Annotated in this window: 18 protein-coding genes; 10 read left to right on the top strand and 8 right to left on the bottom strand. The window is 56.0% G+C overall.

What is annotated here, in order from left to right; all coding sequences use genetic code 11:
* Positions 1–4: 4 nt before the first annotated feature.
* Both KW848_RS04990 and KW848_RS04985 read right to left on the bottom strand, forming a co-directional pair.
* A complete protein-coding gene (locus tag KW848_RS04990; RefSeq protein ID WP_218536127.1) occupies positions 5–703 on the bottom strand; it encodes an ion channel in 699 nt (232 codons plus the stop codon).
* Positions 704–847: 144 nt separating this feature from the next.
* Positions 848–1,702, bottom strand: a complete 855-nt coding sequence (locus KW848_RS04985; protein WP_218536125.1) for a LysR substrate-binding domain-containing protein — start codon at positions 1,700–1,702, stop codon at positions 848–850.
* Between the two features lie 102 nt (positions 1,703–1,804).
* Here KW848_RS04985 and KW848_RS04980 point away from each other — a divergent pair, with 102 nt between their 5' ends.
* Positions 1,805–2,485 carry an FMN-dependent NADH-azoreductase gene (locus tag KW848_RS04980; RefSeq protein ID WP_218536123.1) on the top strand — a complete coding sequence of 227 codons (681 nt, stop codon included), beginning with the start codon at positions 1,805–1,807 and terminating at the stop codon, positions 2,483–2,485.
* Between the two features lie 83 nt (positions 2,486–2,568).
* Here KW848_RS04980 and KW848_RS04975 read toward each other — a convergent pair whose 3' ends face one another.
* The 4 genes from KW848_RS04975 to KW848_RS04960 all read right to left on the bottom strand — a co-directional run bounded on the left by KW848_RS04975 (position 2,569) and on the right by KW848_RS04960 (position 5,322).
* Positions 2,569–2,913: a cupin domain-containing protein gene (locus KW848_RS04975; RefSeq protein WP_111448831.1), complete on the bottom strand. Its 345-nt coding sequence runs from the start codon at positions 2,911–2,913 to the stop codon at positions 2,569–2,571.
* Between the two features lie 180 nt (positions 2,914–3,093).
* Entirely contained in the window at positions 3,094–3,867 is a 774-nt protein-coding gene (locus KW848_RS04970; protein WP_218536121.1) for a nuclease-related domain-containing protein, read from the bottom strand.
* Positions 3,868–3,970: 103 nt separating this feature from the next.
* A complete protein-coding gene (locus tag KW848_RS04965; RefSeq protein WP_218536119.1) occupies positions 3,971–4,549 on the bottom strand; it encodes a hypothetical protein in 579 nt (192 codons plus the stop codon).
* A gap of 203 nt (positions 4,550–4,752) precedes the next feature.
* Complete coding sequence (locus tag KW848_RS04960; RefSeq protein WP_218536116.1) at positions 4,753–5,322, bottom strand: DJ-1/PfpI family protein; 570 nt, start codon at positions 5,320–5,322, stop codon at positions 4,753–4,755.
* Between the two features lie 15 nt (positions 5,323–5,337).
* Here KW848_RS04960 and sseB point away from each other — a divergent pair, with 15 nt between their 5' ends.
* From sseB to KW848_RS04945, 3 genes are all read left to right on the top strand, one after another.
* Entirely contained in the window at positions 5,338–6,426 is a 1,089-nt protein-coding gene (gene sseB, locus KW848_RS04955) for an enhanced serine sensitivity protein SseB (RefSeq protein ID WP_256365027.1), read from the top strand.
* Complete coding sequence (locus tag KW848_RS04950) at positions 6,423–7,031, top strand: hypothetical protein (protein ID WP_218536114.1); 609 nt, start codon at positions 6,423–6,425, stop codon at positions 7,029–7,031. The genes sseB and KW848_RS04950 overlap by 4 nt, the downstream gene beginning before the upstream one ends.
* 64 nt (positions 7,032–7,095) lie before the next feature.
* Positions 7,096–7,395, top strand: a complete 300-nt coding sequence (locus KW848_RS04945) for a hypothetical protein (protein WP_218536112.1) — start codon at positions 7,096–7,098, stop codon at positions 7,393–7,395.
* Positions 7,396–7,461: 66 nt separating this feature from the next.
* Here KW848_RS04945 and KW848_RS04940 read toward each other — a convergent pair whose 3' ends face one another.
* Positions 7,462–8,382, bottom strand: coding sequence for a LysR family transcriptional regulator (locus KW848_RS04940; RefSeq protein ID WP_185019909.1), 921 nt, complete (start codon positions 8,380–8,382; stop codon positions 7,462–7,464).
* Positions 8,383–8,887: 505 nt separating this feature from the next.
* Between KW848_RS04940 and KW848_RS04935 the strand changes: the two genes are divergently transcribed.
* From KW848_RS04935 to KW848_RS04910, 6 genes are all read left to right on the top strand, one after another.
* Complete coding sequence (locus KW848_RS04935; RefSeq protein WP_218536110.1) at positions 8,888–9,283, top strand: nuclear transport factor 2 family protein; 396 nt, start codon at positions 8,888–8,890, stop codon at positions 9,281–9,283.
* 51 nt (positions 9,284–9,334) lie between these two features.
* On the top strand, positions 9,335–9,802 hold the full coding sequence (locus KW848_RS04930; RefSeq protein ID WP_218536108.1) for a nuclear transport factor 2 family protein: 468 nt from the start codon (positions 9,335–9,337) through the stop codon (positions 9,800–9,802).
* A 436-nt stretch (positions 9,803–10,238) separates the two neighbouring features.
* The gene (locus KW848_RS04925) at positions 10,239–10,514 is read left to right on the top strand and encodes a metal/formaldehyde-sensitive transcriptional repressor (protein ID WP_069900955.1); all 276 of its coding nucleotides are present in this window, start codon (positions 10,239–10,241) and stop codon (positions 10,512–10,514) included.
* A 23-nt stretch (positions 10,515–10,537) separates the two neighbouring features.
* Entirely contained in the window at positions 10,538–11,455 is a 918-nt protein-coding gene (gene dmeF, locus KW848_RS04920; RefSeq protein WP_218536106.1) for a CDF family Co(II)/Ni(II) efflux transporter DmeF, read from the top strand.
* Positions 11,456–11,508: 53 nt separating this feature from the next.
* Positions 11,509–11,691 carry a DUF1289 domain-containing protein gene (locus tag KW848_RS04915; RefSeq protein WP_081757405.1) on the top strand — a complete coding sequence of 61 codons (183 nt, stop codon included), beginning with the start codon at positions 11,509–11,511 and terminating at the stop codon, positions 11,689–11,691.
* A 137-nt stretch (positions 11,692–11,828) separates the two neighbouring features.
* Positions 11,829–13,688 carry an ABC transporter ATP-binding protein gene (locus KW848_RS04910; RefSeq protein WP_218536103.1) on the top strand — a complete coding sequence of 620 codons (1,860 nt, stop codon included), beginning with the start codon at positions 11,829–11,831 and terminating at the stop codon, positions 13,686–13,688.
* 73 nt (positions 13,689–13,761) lie between these two features.
* On the opposite strand, the gene KW848_RS04905 is transcribed toward KW848_RS04910, so the two are convergent.
* Positions 13,762–15,093, bottom strand: a complete 1,332-nt coding sequence (locus KW848_RS04905; protein ID WP_218536101.1) for an LLM class flavin-dependent oxidoreductase — start codon at positions 15,091–15,093, stop codon at positions 13,762–13,764.
* Positions 15,094–15,147: the final 54 nt, after the last annotated feature.

Raw genomic sequence — 15,147 nt, 5'->3', positions numbered from 1 at the left:
AGAGTCACTTGGTCTGATTCGATGGATAAAGACCGGCAAGCCGCGCGATCACAACACCCACGTAAAAGACGCCTGAAAATTCTTCGACCATCACCAGGGAGCGGGCGTGGTTGGTCAACGGGAGAACATCACCGTAACCGGTGGTCGTGAGTGTCGTAAGGCTAAAATAGATCAGTTTGAAGAAAGTGCCGGGCTGTCCGAAGTCGAGGTGGTTAGGGCCGAATGAGCCAGCGCTGGATATCTCGAGCAAGGCAAAGACGAAGGACCAAACAAAGGCCAGCATGATGTAACCCGCAAGCGCGCCATGCAGCTTGTCGGCGGTAATTGGCCCGCGCATGAGAATATAGCGAAGCACTCCGCTAAACGAGACAGCAAGAGACGCCACATAGGACATCCCGGCAAGTTCAAGAATCGCGATGCTCTCAGCCCACAATGCCGTCCATTGAAGGCCAACCCCAAGCAACGCCAGACCCAGTTTCAGGATGAACCCCCGCCGAGTCTGCCTGGTGGCGAAAGCGCCCACCAGCAGCACGATTGAAAACAGAATGCCCAGCAACGTACGAGAAAACAGACCTTCCTCAAGAAAGGGAAACAGGAGGATCAATCCTAGTAAGAGCAGCAATAGATAGGTGCAGGGCCCTCGCCCTATTACCATCTGCGCTAAATCCTCTTCAGATTCGGCTTTATCTTGCGGATTGGCCATACCGGATTCCCAGAGATTGAAATAGCGCTCGAGACCTAACGTCGCACGGTTGAGATCTGACCTGGCGTTAGAGGCGTCGGCAGTGAAATTCTAGTCGCGAATGCAGGTGAGAGGAGACCTTCAAGCAGACCCTTGAAACGACAATCAAGCCCTGCGCTTAGAGCAGTACTCCACAATCAGCTGAGTGACCGCTGCCACAATCGCCTGATCCGCATCAGGCGAGCTGAACAGCCGACATTGCGCATCCGGCAAATCCGGCAACCCTTGTTCTACCCCAACAACCGCCAATCCTTGCCCCAACTGACTGAGTGGCATGGGCGCTACCGCGAAGCCTGCCAGGGCCGCCGCCCGCAACCCGGCGGTGCTGCTGCACAACATCGCTGTGCGTTGGGCGATTCCCGCCTGCGCCAGCCTTGTCAGCGCGACCTCGCGATAAGGGCACGGCTCGGGGAACAGGGCCAGCGGCAACGGCGTGGGTAACCGGACGACGGGTTGCGCCGACCAGGCCCACACCAGCGGTTCTTGCCATAGCAACAGCCCCGCTTCGCTGGTTTCGCACAGCGAACCGATGACCACTTCCAGATGCCCTTGCTTCATCAGCGCCAGCAACGTACCCGGAATGTTCACCTGCACCTCGATCTTCATCCCGGGGTACTGCGCTGCGAAATCCTGAACCGTGCGCAGCAATCGAGACTCGACAAAATCCTCGGACACGCCGATCCGCAACCGCCCGTGAAACGGCGTACGTGTCAGGTCGGTCCAGGCATCACGGTTCAGCGCGAGGATCGTGCGCGCATAGGAGACCAGGCGCTCGCCATCGGCCGTCAGTTGCTGGGAACGGGTGGTGCGCGTCAACAGGGGTTTACCAATCTGTTCTTCCAATCGCCGCACATGGCCACTGACCGCCGACTGAGTCAGGTGCAACTTTTGGGCGGCACGACTGAAGCCGTCTTCATCGACGACGGTGACAAATGTCTTGAGCAGCAGTGCATCGAACATAGTTTTATACGTGATAAATCGAGTATGAATTTACGATTTATATTTCAAATTCAACTATGTTGCAATGCTCACACCTGCCCTCCCCATCATTCAAGGTGTGCCATGACGACTCTTCTTCATATTCAGTGTTCTCCACGCAAGCAGCGTTCGGCTTCCCTTGAAGTCGCCCGCAGTTTCATTGCGCGTTATCAAGCCAACACCCCGGACACCGAAATTATCACCCTCGACCTCTGGAACATGGCGCTGCCGGAATTCGATGAGCTGGCCATGGAGGCCAAATACGCCGGGCTCAATGGCACGCCGTTGACCCCCGCACAACAAGACGCCTGGAACACGCTAAAAGCGTTGGCCAGTCACCTGCACCGCGCGGATGTACTCGTGATGTCCGTACCGCTGTGGAATTTCAGCATTCCCTACAAACTCAAGCACTTCATCGACCTGATTTCGCAGAAAGACATCCTGTTCAGCGTTGACCCTGAACGCGGTCTGGAAGGCATGCTGCACAACACGCTCGCCGTGGTGATGTACGCCCGCGGCCTGGATTTTTCGGCGCAGTCGAGCACACCGGCGGAGCGCTTCGACTTCCAGAAGCCTTACGTGGAAGCCTGGCTAAAATTTATCGGCGTCACGGATGTGTATTCGGTGATTGTGGAGAAAACCATCCTGGGGGAAGACGTTGATCGGCGCGCGCGTGAGGACGCGACTCAGCAGGCCACGCGCCTGGCAGACAGTGTGTCGCTGACGCTTCAGGCGCCCCGGTTGCACATCGATTCCGCACGATAGGCTGCGGACCACGAGTTCTGCGTCAATGGAGTGCAATAGCCTGATGCAGCAGGGGCGCCTGGTTCGGCCGGTGACGGAGGAGCTTACGCTTGCCGGACAATATCAACCGAGATCTCCACCGCCGCAATCGTGCCTCTGTTCTCAAGCCAGTGCGTGGTGTTCCTGTCCTCGGGCCAGCCCACTCCCGGCCCATAATCTGTGGCGACTCCGTTTCGATGGTCGGTGATCGTTCCTTGCAGAATGTAGACGGTGCCGGGTCTGTCGATATGGTTGTGAACCGGCCCGAAGACGCCGCCGGGCTCGATGGTCACCCTGCGCATTCTGAGTTGGCGCCCTGCCATACCCTCGATCTCGGGACCTAGGTCAATCGTTGCAAGTAACGTCACCGTAACGCCCTTCGTCTCAGGTGCCGCCTGTTCGTTGCTCATCGCACGCTCCCCTCTGTAGGTACAAGGCCTAACTAGAAGTAGAGACCCTAAAAGGGGTGATCAGGCGGGAGGCGACAAAGGGTCGATACGGGCCATTTGTGAGTGGCCGCTTTTGCCGGGGAACGGATGACCCGTCAGTTGCTTTCATTCGCGGCTTCACTGGACGAAGTGCCTGGAGGACTAATCAAAATCCTGTTTCGCTCGACATTTGGGGTAGGCGCTGCAGCCCCAGAATCGCTCTCCTGCTCTATCGCCTGTCTTACGGATACGAATTTCGAAAGCGCTTCCACAACGCGGGCAACGGCGTTTCGCGAAAGGGTCGTTTCTCTGTTTCAGGCGTTGTACATGCTCGTAGTGGGTAGCGAGCGTACTGTCCCTCTTCCCGCTCTCCAGCGCCTTCACCATTACACTCACCTGCGCTTCGTTAAACACAGGCTGCTGAAAGGACTTGATATAGCGGATGCAGCTGACGCCTTGAGTGACATTGTCCGGCATGACGGTCTTGAAGCTGCCGCCGCCGACGAAGGCGATTACAGAATGAATGTGCTCGGGCGGAACGCTGAGCAGCGCTTCTAGCGCCTTCAAGTGCTTGTAATTCTGCCGCAGCGGGTTCTGGAACCTGAAGCGATGCCGGAAGATCTGCTGTGTCCACTGGGCATGGCGCTCACCTCCAAAGATCCAGCCTCGCATGTTTTTGGTCTCCAGCACGAAAATGCCAAAAGGCGACAGGAACACATGATCAATCTGGGTAGTGCCATCGGGCGTATCCAGTGTGACGTTGTGCAACCGGCGGTAGACCTGGCCGTCCAACCCATAGTGGGCGAAGGTCCGCACCAGCAGCTCACCGAACCAGCCCTTGAACCAGGGGGTCTTGATGATGATGACTACGACCAACAATGGCAGCAGCCACTTCAGTAAGTCGAACAGTGGCTGGAGCATCACAAAAATATTCATCGCTCTCCTTTGCGTGGCGAAGGTATGTCAGGACGCCAGGCTACGCCTTCACCCTTTTGTTCCTTTCTAGCTTAGGCGAGGTAACTGGCGCCTGTTTTCGGCCTTAAGCATTGGGGCTCTGCACAAGCAAAGCCATTTTAGCTCGTGCCTCATCCATGGCTCTGGCCCAGCATTGCAGAGTTAGGCAATGCTTATTGATGGTTTCGTAGCTTTCCTCAAGGAAACCATCCGCCGCCTGGCAGCCTGATTCAGACCAGAGATCGAAATGCTCAATGAAGTGGTGGACTAGCTTATTGCGCAGGTCGACCAGTTCCTTGATGGCGACCTTCGTTGCCTCATAGTGCTCGGCTGGCATTTCCAACTGGTGTCGATAGCTGAGCCAGATCAGGTCACCGGCATCGGCTTGCGTCTGTGATTCTTCATTTTGGGGCGACTGGGTCAGAAAGCTTTCGGTCAGCATCCCGACCAACGCGCCCATGGTCTTTTTCTGGGCTCGTGCGATCTTCTGCTCACGGATGATCGGCAGCCGATCCGCGGGACCGCTCAACTCGCCATGCGCGACTATGGCTTTCAGCTGTCGTTCGTATTGTTGCAAGCGCAAAAGGCAGCGTCCGAGCTTGCGCTGCACTATAGGTTGAAGGTCAGGTACACCATCCGAGGGGATGGTAGTGATTTCACTCATGAACAACGACTCAGGCGTAAGTGGTAGAGCTGGAGCGATTCACTGCAATACGATTGCCCTGCGAGGAGAGCTTGCAACGCGTAAATCGGACGCTTTTCAAGCTCAGTGTAGTTGAGCCAATCCGCCAAGACTTTTTCAACAGAACGGCCATGAGCGGCCACTCGAACACATCACCTGATCGGCTGTTTTGTAGGACGAAGCGGTCACCGATGTTCCGCAGCCAACATTGACCTGAACTGAGAAATGATTTCCGAAGATAGCCCGGCACCTTCGAACACTGCGCAGGTGAAACTAACGGGTGCAGGGCCTGGAGCAGTGATGATGCGGTCTGCAACCACAGCTACCGGACTGTTTCGATAAAGCGTGCCCCCTTCATAACCTACGGCATTCTGTTTTAAGAAATCAGCGCTGTTTGAAGTATGAGGAACCGTGTCGAGAAGCCCGGCCCTGGCAAGTGCCAGCGTTCCCCCACAGATACCGGCAATTGTCGCTCCACTTGAACGACTGGCATGAAGAAAATCTCGCATATCCGGTGCTTCTGCACGTTCCCAGACCGTTCCTCCAATGATGACAACAACGTCCGGTTTCCAGTCCAGACATTGCTGCAAACTGCTATCAACCGTTACTGCCAATCCACCCTGCGAGCGGAACAGCCCCGTAGCAGAAGCGAAAAATCTGACATCGATCCCGTAAAACGGGGACGCAGTTCCAGCAATGAAAGCATATTCCCAGTCCGCAAAACCGGGTGTCAGTATCAATCCCACACGTGCCATCAGTCAGAATCCTCCATGAATGCCAATAACATATGGCGACAACAAACAGACATCAAGGCTGCTTCGGGTCGTTTGCTGCACCTTATGACAGGCAGCAATCGGCCAGAAGCAGCCCTTCGAGGCGAACCGCATTTGGCTCTTCATTCCACCACTGATATGGACGAGCTCTCCTTGGAAACCGTTCAGGGTGACTCTCCGTATGCTTCAGATTTATTAGCCTCCTGTTCTTCCTGTTTTCACAGTTGCGTGAAAAACTGCGCGCTCTTTGCCGCTCACTTTTTGTCTGTTTTGATGGAACTGCCGATGGACATCATGGATACCAAGCAAGAAAACACCCTCGAAAAATCACTCAGGCTGGCGGCGGATGAACCGGCCCATCGACCTGACTTTTTCAAGACTCTGTTGAATTCCACTATCTACGTCCTTGGCACTGCCGGCGCTGGCGAAGGTCAAATCAACCTCGAGGCTGGTAGCAACATCAGCATCGCGCATTGGCAAAAGCCCGACGGCTCCGCTGTCATCCCGTTTTTTTTTTCGTTGCAAACACTACAAAGATCCATGGATAGCGAAGAGTCCTACATAGAGATCTCGGCCAGATCGCTGTTTGAAATCACACTGGGCACCCCTCTTTTCCTCAATCCAAAGTCTCCTTACGGGAAAGAGTTTTTCCCGGAGGAAGTGCGCCATCTGCTCTCCGACGAGATCGGCCAAAAGCCAGTGCAGCGCATGGTCGAAAAAGACACCAAAGTGCTGCTCGGACAGCCGTCGCAATATCCGTCGAAGATGGTCAATTCGCTCACACAATTACTCGCCAAACATCGCAACGTAAAGCGTGCGTTTCTGGCGTTGATGCATGACGTATCGTCTGATCAAAAGCCTCATCTGATCATTGGTATTGAAGCGGGCGGAGATATTGAACTGGTCATGCGCGAAGCCGGTAACGTTGCCGGGGATACCGCTCCGGATGGCGAACCCGTTGACCTCTATCGCGTTCACGAAGGGGAATCAGGCCTTAGCGATTACTTCCTAAAGCAAACAGCACCCTTCTATGAACGGAAGTCGGCAGGCTGGCTGCGTTCATTGTTTGGCTTTGGCAAAGCGTGACAGAGATCAACGCCGTGCTAACCGCAGAGCAGGCCTGCGAAATCGTGCTTGGCCTGTTTGACGGCGTCATGAGAGATGGCAAACCTGAGCATTTTGTCATTCAGTCATGTGAGCTTTCCGCCAACGGTGATTATTGGGTTATTCGCAGTAACAGTGAGGATTACGTCGTCCACGGAATGACGGAGTTCTGCTACGTTGGTGTTAACGCGCACTTGATCAACGTCATTACGGGCGAGCGTGAGACGGTCGTCAGTTGCATGAGTGTCGATGAGTATCTGCAAGACAAATACGACCTGGAGGCAGCGTCGGGCAACCAGTATGTACTGACCCCGGCAATTGACCGAGGCGACAAACCGGCGCTGGTCAATTTGCGTCGAAAACTGCAGTGCACCTACCCGCAAACCCTTGCGTTGCTGACGGACATACAACGACTTTGGCTCACAGGTAAACGCAGGCTTCTTGAAGACGCGCAGCGACTGCTTCTCGAACAAGGCATAACCACCCAAATCGAGTTAGTGCTTGATGCCGGCGACGCAGTCGCCATCGGCGTCGAAACCTGGCACATCGAAGCGGTGTTGAGGGCTGTGCGCGAGAGGTTGTGCTGAGCCGACACCAAGGAGCAGTCATATAAAATGCCGTAACCCACCATCAATAGATGCGGCCGACGCCATGCCCCAGCCCACAAGTCACCTATTTGCTTATGTAAGGAAAATCAGCAATTTCCGGCCTGACGTTACCGCTATCGTGCTTTTCGGCCTGAAGGCCGAAGACAATGGCCTGGTGTATCTGGAGATACGCTTTAAGGACTACGGAAAACTCAAAATTGAAGGCGACCACTTGATGCTTGGATTGGATGAGGCACTAGAAAGCGCCGAGTTCGAGTACGGTATTTTGCCAAATGATTGGCGAGTAATGAGCGAGGCGGAAATTCAGCGAATCCCATTCTTTGTCGGTGGAACATGCGTTTAGTGATTTGACCGCTTTGGGTCGTTATCAGCCGGTCGCGACAGACTGAAATCGACCCTTAGCTGCCACTCACTTAAGGCTGCCATCATCGTTTCGTTGGGCCAAGCGCTGGTAGATAAACTCCACTGCTAGTCGGATTTTCGGGATCAGATAGCGGGATTGCAGGTAAAGCATGTAGATCCCGACCTCGGTCCGCGAGATCCCAACCGGCTGACTAAGGTCTACAGTGACCAATTCCCCCCGCTGCAGGTATTCGCGCAAGCTCCACTCAGGCAACAGCACCATCCCACGGTGCTTGCATGCCATGGCAGTCAAAGAGGCTACGTCATTGCTAATGAATGTTGGAACAATCCGAGGGGTTATCCAGTTCTTGCCATCAAAACCAAGCCATTTGAGGACACTCTTTGAGCCACGATACATGAGTGCCGAGTGGCCTTTTAAGTCTTCTACCGTCCTTGGCGTGCCACGAGTTGCCAAGTAGGTTGTAGAGGCAGCGAGGATGAAGATATTCGGGTCGAGTCGACGCGCTACCACCCGATTCTCTGGTTCAGAACCGGCTCGGAGAGCAATGTCGTATTTATCGCCACCGAGATCCTGTAGTTCGTCACTTAAATCCACGTCAAGGAGGACGTCTGGATAAATGTCGCTGAAATCCTGAAGCACAGGCAGCAGCTTCATCCGCCCGTAGCTTGGCGTACAACTGATGCGTAGCGTACCGCTGGGCCGGCTTGCTTGATCTTTCAAAAGCTCTTCGGCGGCAGCCAGCTGTGCCATCCCTGAACGAACCTGTGCCAGATACGTTTCTCCCACTTCGGTGAGGCTGACGCTTCGAGTCGTGCGATGGAGGAGCACCGCCCCGACAGAATTTTCAAGCTCCGCGATTCGCCGGGATATTGAGGAGGCTGGCACATCGAAAGCTCTGCCCGCTTCGGTGAAGCTTAAGGTATCAGCAACCTTGATGAAGTATTTGAGTGCGCGCAATTTGTCCATCAGTACGACCCTTTCCATCATTGTCTTTTCGACAAAATAGTTTTCTGATTATATCTATTTAAGGACTGCGCATGTTGCCTTAGCCTAGGAATCTCAAACGAGGTCAACCAGCAATGTGGGAAGTTACAAACCCGCTACATCTGGGCGGCCCAAACCGATAGCCAGCTTCCCTGACTATCCTTTTGGGTTTAGCAAAGGCAATGCCGGGGAAGAGCTCACTCTGGGGGCCGTGACGCCGAGCGTGGCGGGCGTCACTTGGTTACGGGGCGTCCTACCCCAAAAGGGGGACGAGCCCAAGTTGCTGCGCGACGTACAAGTTCCGTTGGATGAGATGTTAAACGGAGATTGTCTCAACGCGCTTACGAGCAGAGTAGCCCTTAGATAGTGGCGCGATAAGGGAAATACCACCTTTCAGTCGGGCCGCACTGAGCGCTCGGCTCAAGAATGCAAAACTATTTGATTGTTTATATTTTATATCCATTGAAATCATAGAGAAGGGCAAGCAATGAACCACGAAGAGCAGAATAAGCATTTCGTATTGGAAGCGTTTGAGACGCTGTTCAACAAGCGCGACTATACCGCAGCAGAACGCTTCTGGTCGCCCGACTACATCCAGCACAGTGCCTACATCGCACCAGGTCGTGAGGGCCTTTTTGAACTGGTTAAGGCAGCGCCCGCTGAGTTTCGCTACGAAAATGCACTGGCTGTGGCGTCGGGCGATTATGTAGTGCTTCATGGCCGTTTTTCAGGATTCGGCGCGCCAGTAAACTGGATTGTTGTCGACATAGTGCGGATCGAAAACGGCCAGCTCGCTGAGCATTGGGACGTAATTCAGGACGAAGCCACGCGCGACGGATCCAAGAGCGGACTACCCATGTTCGGTGATAGTTTTCCGAACTGATTCAATAGCGCCGTCCTACGCGCGCTCACTAATTTATCGAGTAAGTTTGCTATGACAGATGCAAAGACCCTACTGTTGGATTTACTTGCCGCAGCTCCTGATGGTAAGAAATGTGCCAAGCTGTTCGCTGAAGACGGAGTGCTGGAACTTCCATTCCTGCATTCGCTTGGTATCCCAAGCCGTCATCAGGGGCGGGAAGCCATCGCAAAATTTTACGATTTTGTCGGCGGCACCCTTTACCCTGGCTTCGGGTTCAAACCCGAAAACATCACTGTACTGATAGATACGGGGAATCAGGTGTACGCCGAGTATTTGACAGATGCTCGCGCGGCGGCCACTGGGCGTCTGATCCATCACCTGTTCGCGGGACGACTTGTCGCCGAGAACGGCAAAATCAAGCTGCTTCGCGAGTCCCTAAATACGGTGGCGGCCGCGCAGGCCCTTAACACCAATGGTGTTGCCGACCTAGCTTCGCCTGAAGCTGAGATTTTCTCGGTTCCGCCGGGATATAAAAGCTAGGTTGCCGGGGTAATCGGGGCTGTGATTTTCTTATTATCGAAGCCCCAGAGTCCCTAACGCTATTCCGATTTTTGACCCAGGTTGTGGTCGATCTGGGGTAACCCCCTGCCATTCACAAATGCTTTGCTCCTTCCTTGCTTGCATGGCGATTTTCTCCACAGATTTGGGTGCCATACAGTTTGCACTCTCATGGCTGGGGTGTTGGGTATGGGTTGATTACTACCTATTACAACTGGCCCTAGTGAGTCGATGTCGGCCAATCATAACAGGCAGTAATCTGCCAGGAGCGGACATTCCAGCTCCTCTGGCGTTACCCCTCACAATTGAAGCCTCTCTTTCCTGCCAAGGGTCGTAGATGATCTCTCCGCCTTCCAACCTTGCATAGGTATAGGGGGTATGCCTATTATGCGCAACACATAGGTAGGGGGGGTATCCCATGGGTCATATCGCAGCAAATAAAGACGATCTTCTCAAACGCGTAAAACGTATCGCCGGACAAATCCAGGCCGTTGAACGGGCATTGGAATCGGATCTCGATTGCGCCAAAACACTGCACCTTGTTGCCGCCACTCGTGGGGCTATCAACGGCTTGATGGAGGAAATCATCGAAGAGCATGCCCGGGAGCATGTTGCGAACCCTGCGCTCAGCGAAGAAGAGCGTAACAAAGGCGTCGAAGAGCTTCTTGAAGCCATTCGCCGTTACTCCAAGTGAACGCGTCCAGGGACACACTCAGGATGAGCAGCACCATCAACCACCACTCACATGACCATGTGTTCCTTGGCTCAGCGCACGACGAAAATGCCAAGCGTACGCTTTGGGTTGTGGCACTGACCGTTGTGATGATGATTGGCGAGATCACCGCCGGCTATATAACTGGCTCGATGGCGTTACTGGCCGATGGCTTTCATATGGCGACCCATGCCGGCGCATTGGGCATCGCGGCGGCCGCCTACGGATACGCAAAACGTCATGCTTTCAGCCAGCGCTACAGTTTCGGTACCGGAAAGGTTGGAGACTTGGGCGGGTTCGCCTCGGCGCTGATTCTCGGTATGGTCTCCCTGGGGATTGGCGTTGAGTCTGTCATGCGCCTCTTGCAGCCGACGGAAGTTCAGTTCGGCACCGCTACGCTCATCGCGATTGCCGGTTTGGTCGTCAACATTGTCAGCGCCCTTCTGCTGGGTCACGGGCACAGTCATGGGCACGATCATGATGATCATGGCCATGCCCATCACGGGAACGACAACAACCTGAAATCGGCCTACGTCCACATCGTCGCGGACGCGCTGACTTCGGTTCTGGCCATTGCTGCGCTGCTCGCCGGCCGGTATCTGGGTTGGGTTTGGCTGGACCCGGTCATGGGCATCGTCGGCGCCATCGTTATCGCGCGTTGGGCATGGACCTTGATGGGGGTTACAGCAGGTGTATTGCTGGATCAGACCGATGCGCACGTTGCCGAGGAAATCCGCGAACTGGTCGAGAAACTGGGGGATGCCACCATCACGGACTTGCACGTCTGGCGTGTTGGACCGCAAGCGCATGCAGCCATCGTCAGCGTCCTGGGTGAGGCCACTGCTAGCGCCGACAGCATTCGTGAACGTCTCAAACCGGTTCACGAAGTCAGTCATCTGACGGTCGAGTTTCGACTGGCATGATTGCGCGCCTCAATCGCCTGACTCAATCACGTGTGGGCCAAAGGTAACTGACAATGGCTAAAGAAATCGAAAATCCCTGCATCTCCGTTTGCCAGCTGAGTGGTGATCTGTGTGTGAGTTGCGGACGAAGCAAGGAAGACATCAGAAAGTGGAAACGCATGAAGCGGCCTGAAAAAATGGCCGCTGTGCAAAGGGCGAATGTGCGCTTGAAAGGACTGAAGAAAACACACGGATAATCACTCGCCCTGGCTGACCGCTTCGGGTCAAGAACGGCGCTCCGAGAGCGCCCCTCTTGGCCCCGCCAACCCACATAACCCTCAAAGCAACGTTTAAATGGCAGACTCTCCTTCACTTGATCGTTTCGGAGACCACCATGCTTCGCGCATTTGAACAAAGACTCGACCCCTTCCCGCCCGACGAAGTCCCTCCACCACCCGAAGGCCTGGCTCGGTTCCTTTGGGCGTGCACACGGGGCGCCCGCGGCTATATTCTCGCGTTTGCGCTGCTCAGTGCCGCTGTGTCGATCTACGAAGCCTGGCTGTTTTCTTTCCTTGGTCAGGTCGTGGATCTGCTCTCGACCTGGCAAGCCGGTGGTGATGCGGCGGCGCAGGAAAGTCGCGTGTTGTGGGGCATGGGCATCGTCATGGTGGCGAGCATCGGGCTGGTGGCGTTGCGTACCATGGTGCAGCACCAGATATTGGCGATTAATCTGCCGTTGCGGCTGCGTTGGGACTTCCACCGCCTGATGCTGCGGCAAAGCCTTTCGTTCTTTTCCGATGAGTTCTCCGGCCGGGTCACCACCAAGGTGATGCAGACTGCGCTGGCCGTGCGCGACGTGCTGTTCACCCTTATCGAGATCGCACCCGGCATCGGGGTGTATTTCATCGCGATCATCGCGCTGGCCGGCGGCTTCGCACTGAAACTGATGCTGCCTTTCATTGCCTGGATCGTGTTGTTCGGGCTGGCCATGCTGTACTTCGTGCCCCGCTTGGGGAAGGTCGGACAGGAACAGGCCCATGCGCGTTCCTCGATGACCGGACGTATCTCTGACGCCTACACCAACATCACGACAGTGAAACTGTTCTCCCATTCCAATCGTGAAGCGCACTTCGCGCGCGCGGCCATGGAGGATTTCAAGCGGACCGGTTATCGCCAGATGCGCCTGGTCAGCCAATTCGAGATCGTTAACCAGGCGTTGGTGGTGGCGCTGATCATGGCAGCCGGCGGTTATGCACTTTGGCTGTGGCACCTGGGCGAAGTCGGCACCGGCGCCGTGGCGGCGATTACCGCCATGGCGTTGCGTATCAACGGCATGTCGCACTGGATCATGTGGCAAATGACTTCGCTGTTCGAGAGCATCGGCACCGTGCAGGATGGCATGACAACCCTGACCCGCGGCCCCAAGGTGCAGGATGCGCCGAACGCAGGCGTGCTGGTGACCTCCGGCGGCGCGGTAACCTTCGACAATGTGAGCTTCAACTACAGTGGCGAACGCCAGGTGCTCGATGGCTTGAGCCTGAACATTCGCCCGGGCGAAAAAATCGGCCTGGTCGGCCGCTCCGGCGCGGGCAAATCCACGCTCATCAACTTGCTGCTGCGCTTCTATGATGTCGACAGTGGGCAGATTCGCATTGACGGGCAAGACATTGCGCACGTGACACAAGACAGTCTGCGTAGCGCCATCGGCATGGTCACCCAGGATACTTCCCTGCTGCACCGCTCCATTCGCGACAACATCGCCTACGGCCGACCCGATGCAAGCGACGCACAAATCCGCAGTGCCGCGGCCAATGCCCAGGCCGATGAGTTCATCAGCCAACTGAGCGACCGGCAAGGTCACACCGGCTACGACACCTTGGTGGGCGAGCGCGGCATCAAGCTGTCGGGCGGCCAGCGCCAGCGCGTCGCGATTGCCCGGGTGATGCTCAAGAACGCCCCGATCCTGCTACTTGACGAGGCTACCAGCGCGCTGGATTCGGAAGTCGAAGTGGCCATTCAGGAAAGCCTCGATGAAATGATGAAGGGCAAAACCGTCATCGCCATCGCCCATCGGCTGTCCACGATTGCGGCGATGGATCGACTGATTGTCATGGATGACGGACGCATCATCGAACAGGGCACCCACACCGAATTGCTCGCCAGGAACGGCCTCTATGCGCGGCTGTGGCACCATCAGAGTGGCGGGTTCCTGGGTGAGGACCTGGGGGTGACCGAGGTTATGGATCAGGAATGAGCGTGACCGGCCCAGGATGATCTGCAAGCGGCGGCTTTGAGTCCGGTTGCAGCCAGGCCGATCTGCCCCTCGATCAGGCGGACTTCAGGGAAAAACGCGAAGCCGGGCGATTCAAGCCGTAATGCTCGCGCAGCGTACTGCCCGAGTATTCACTGCGGAACAGGCCACGCTTTCGCAGTATCGGCAGCACTTCATCGAGGAACACTTCAAAGCCTTCGGGGAATGCTGGCGGCATCACGTTGAAACCATCGGCGGCACCACTGCGGAACCACTGCTCGATCAAGTCTGCAATCTGCACCGGCGTACCGACCGGCACCCAATGCCCACGAGCACCCGCCAGGCGATTGATCAGTTGGCGCAGCGTCGGTTTCTCGCGGTCGACAATGTCGATGATCAATTTGAAACGGCTTGACTGGCTTTCGCTGCTGTCGAAGTTGATCAGGTGGCGCGGGAACGGCGCATCCAGATCGTGCCCGGTCAGGTCGACGCCCAACAGACGGCGTAGCTGACCTAACGAGATGTGCGGCAGCACCAGTTCGTTGAGCTCGTCGAACTTGCGCTGGGCTTCGGCTTCGGTGCTACCGATGTAGGGGCTGATGCCCGGGAGAATTTTCAGCTGGCGAGGATCGCGCCCCGCCGCCTTCGCCCGGGCACGGATATCGTTGGCGAATTCTGTCGCACTTTGCAGGGTCTGGTGCGCGGTGAAAATCGCTTCGGCATGCCTGGAGGCGAAATCACGGCCATCTTCAGAAGACCCAGCCTGCACCTGCACCGGCCGCCCCTGTGGTGAGCGCGGAGAGTTGAACGGGCCCTTTACTTTGTAGTGGGTACCGACGTGGTTGATCGCATGCACCTTGTCACTATCGGCAAACACCCCGGCTGTCTTGTCCAGCACCAGCGCATCGTCCTCCCAGCTGTCCCACAGGTCACCGACCACCTGCACGAATTCTTCGGCCTGAGCGTAGCGGTCAGAGGCCGAGGGATGTTTGTCCAGACCAAAATTGGCGGCTGCTGCGGCCATGGAAGTGGTCACGATGTTCCAGCCGGCGCGACCCTTGCTGAGGTGGTCCAGCGCACTGAATGAGCGGGCCAGATTGTAGGGTTCGCTGTAGGTCGTGCTGGCGGTGGCGATCAGGCCTATGCGTTGGGTCACTGCGGCAATCGCGGCCAGCCAGGTGATGGGGTCGAAACGAATGCGCAAACCCTCATGCCCGCTTTCAGCCAGTGACGGCGAATCGGCGAAGAAAATCGCATCGAGTTTCTCGCGTTCAGCGCGCAGTGCCAGTTGCTGGTAATAGCCGATATCCATGGACAATTCCGGCACCGACTGCGGGTGACGCCAGGCCGCTTCGTGATGGCCGTTCGGATAGATGAATAGGTTGAGGCTGAGCTGGCGTTCGGACATTTCCCGTTCCCTGAAAAAATTGAGTGTGAACATCAAGTCTGCGCGCGACGTCAG

It is taken from the genome of Pseudomonas sp. PDM25 (assembly GCF_019219045.1).
In the GTDB taxonomy this organism is placed as follows: domain Bacteria; phylum Pseudomonadota; class Gammaproteobacteria; order Pseudomonadales; family Pseudomonadaceae; genus Aquipseudomonas.
The sequence above is the reverse complement of the archived record's forward strand: the minus strand, read 5'-3'. Positions and strand labels throughout refer to the sequence as shown.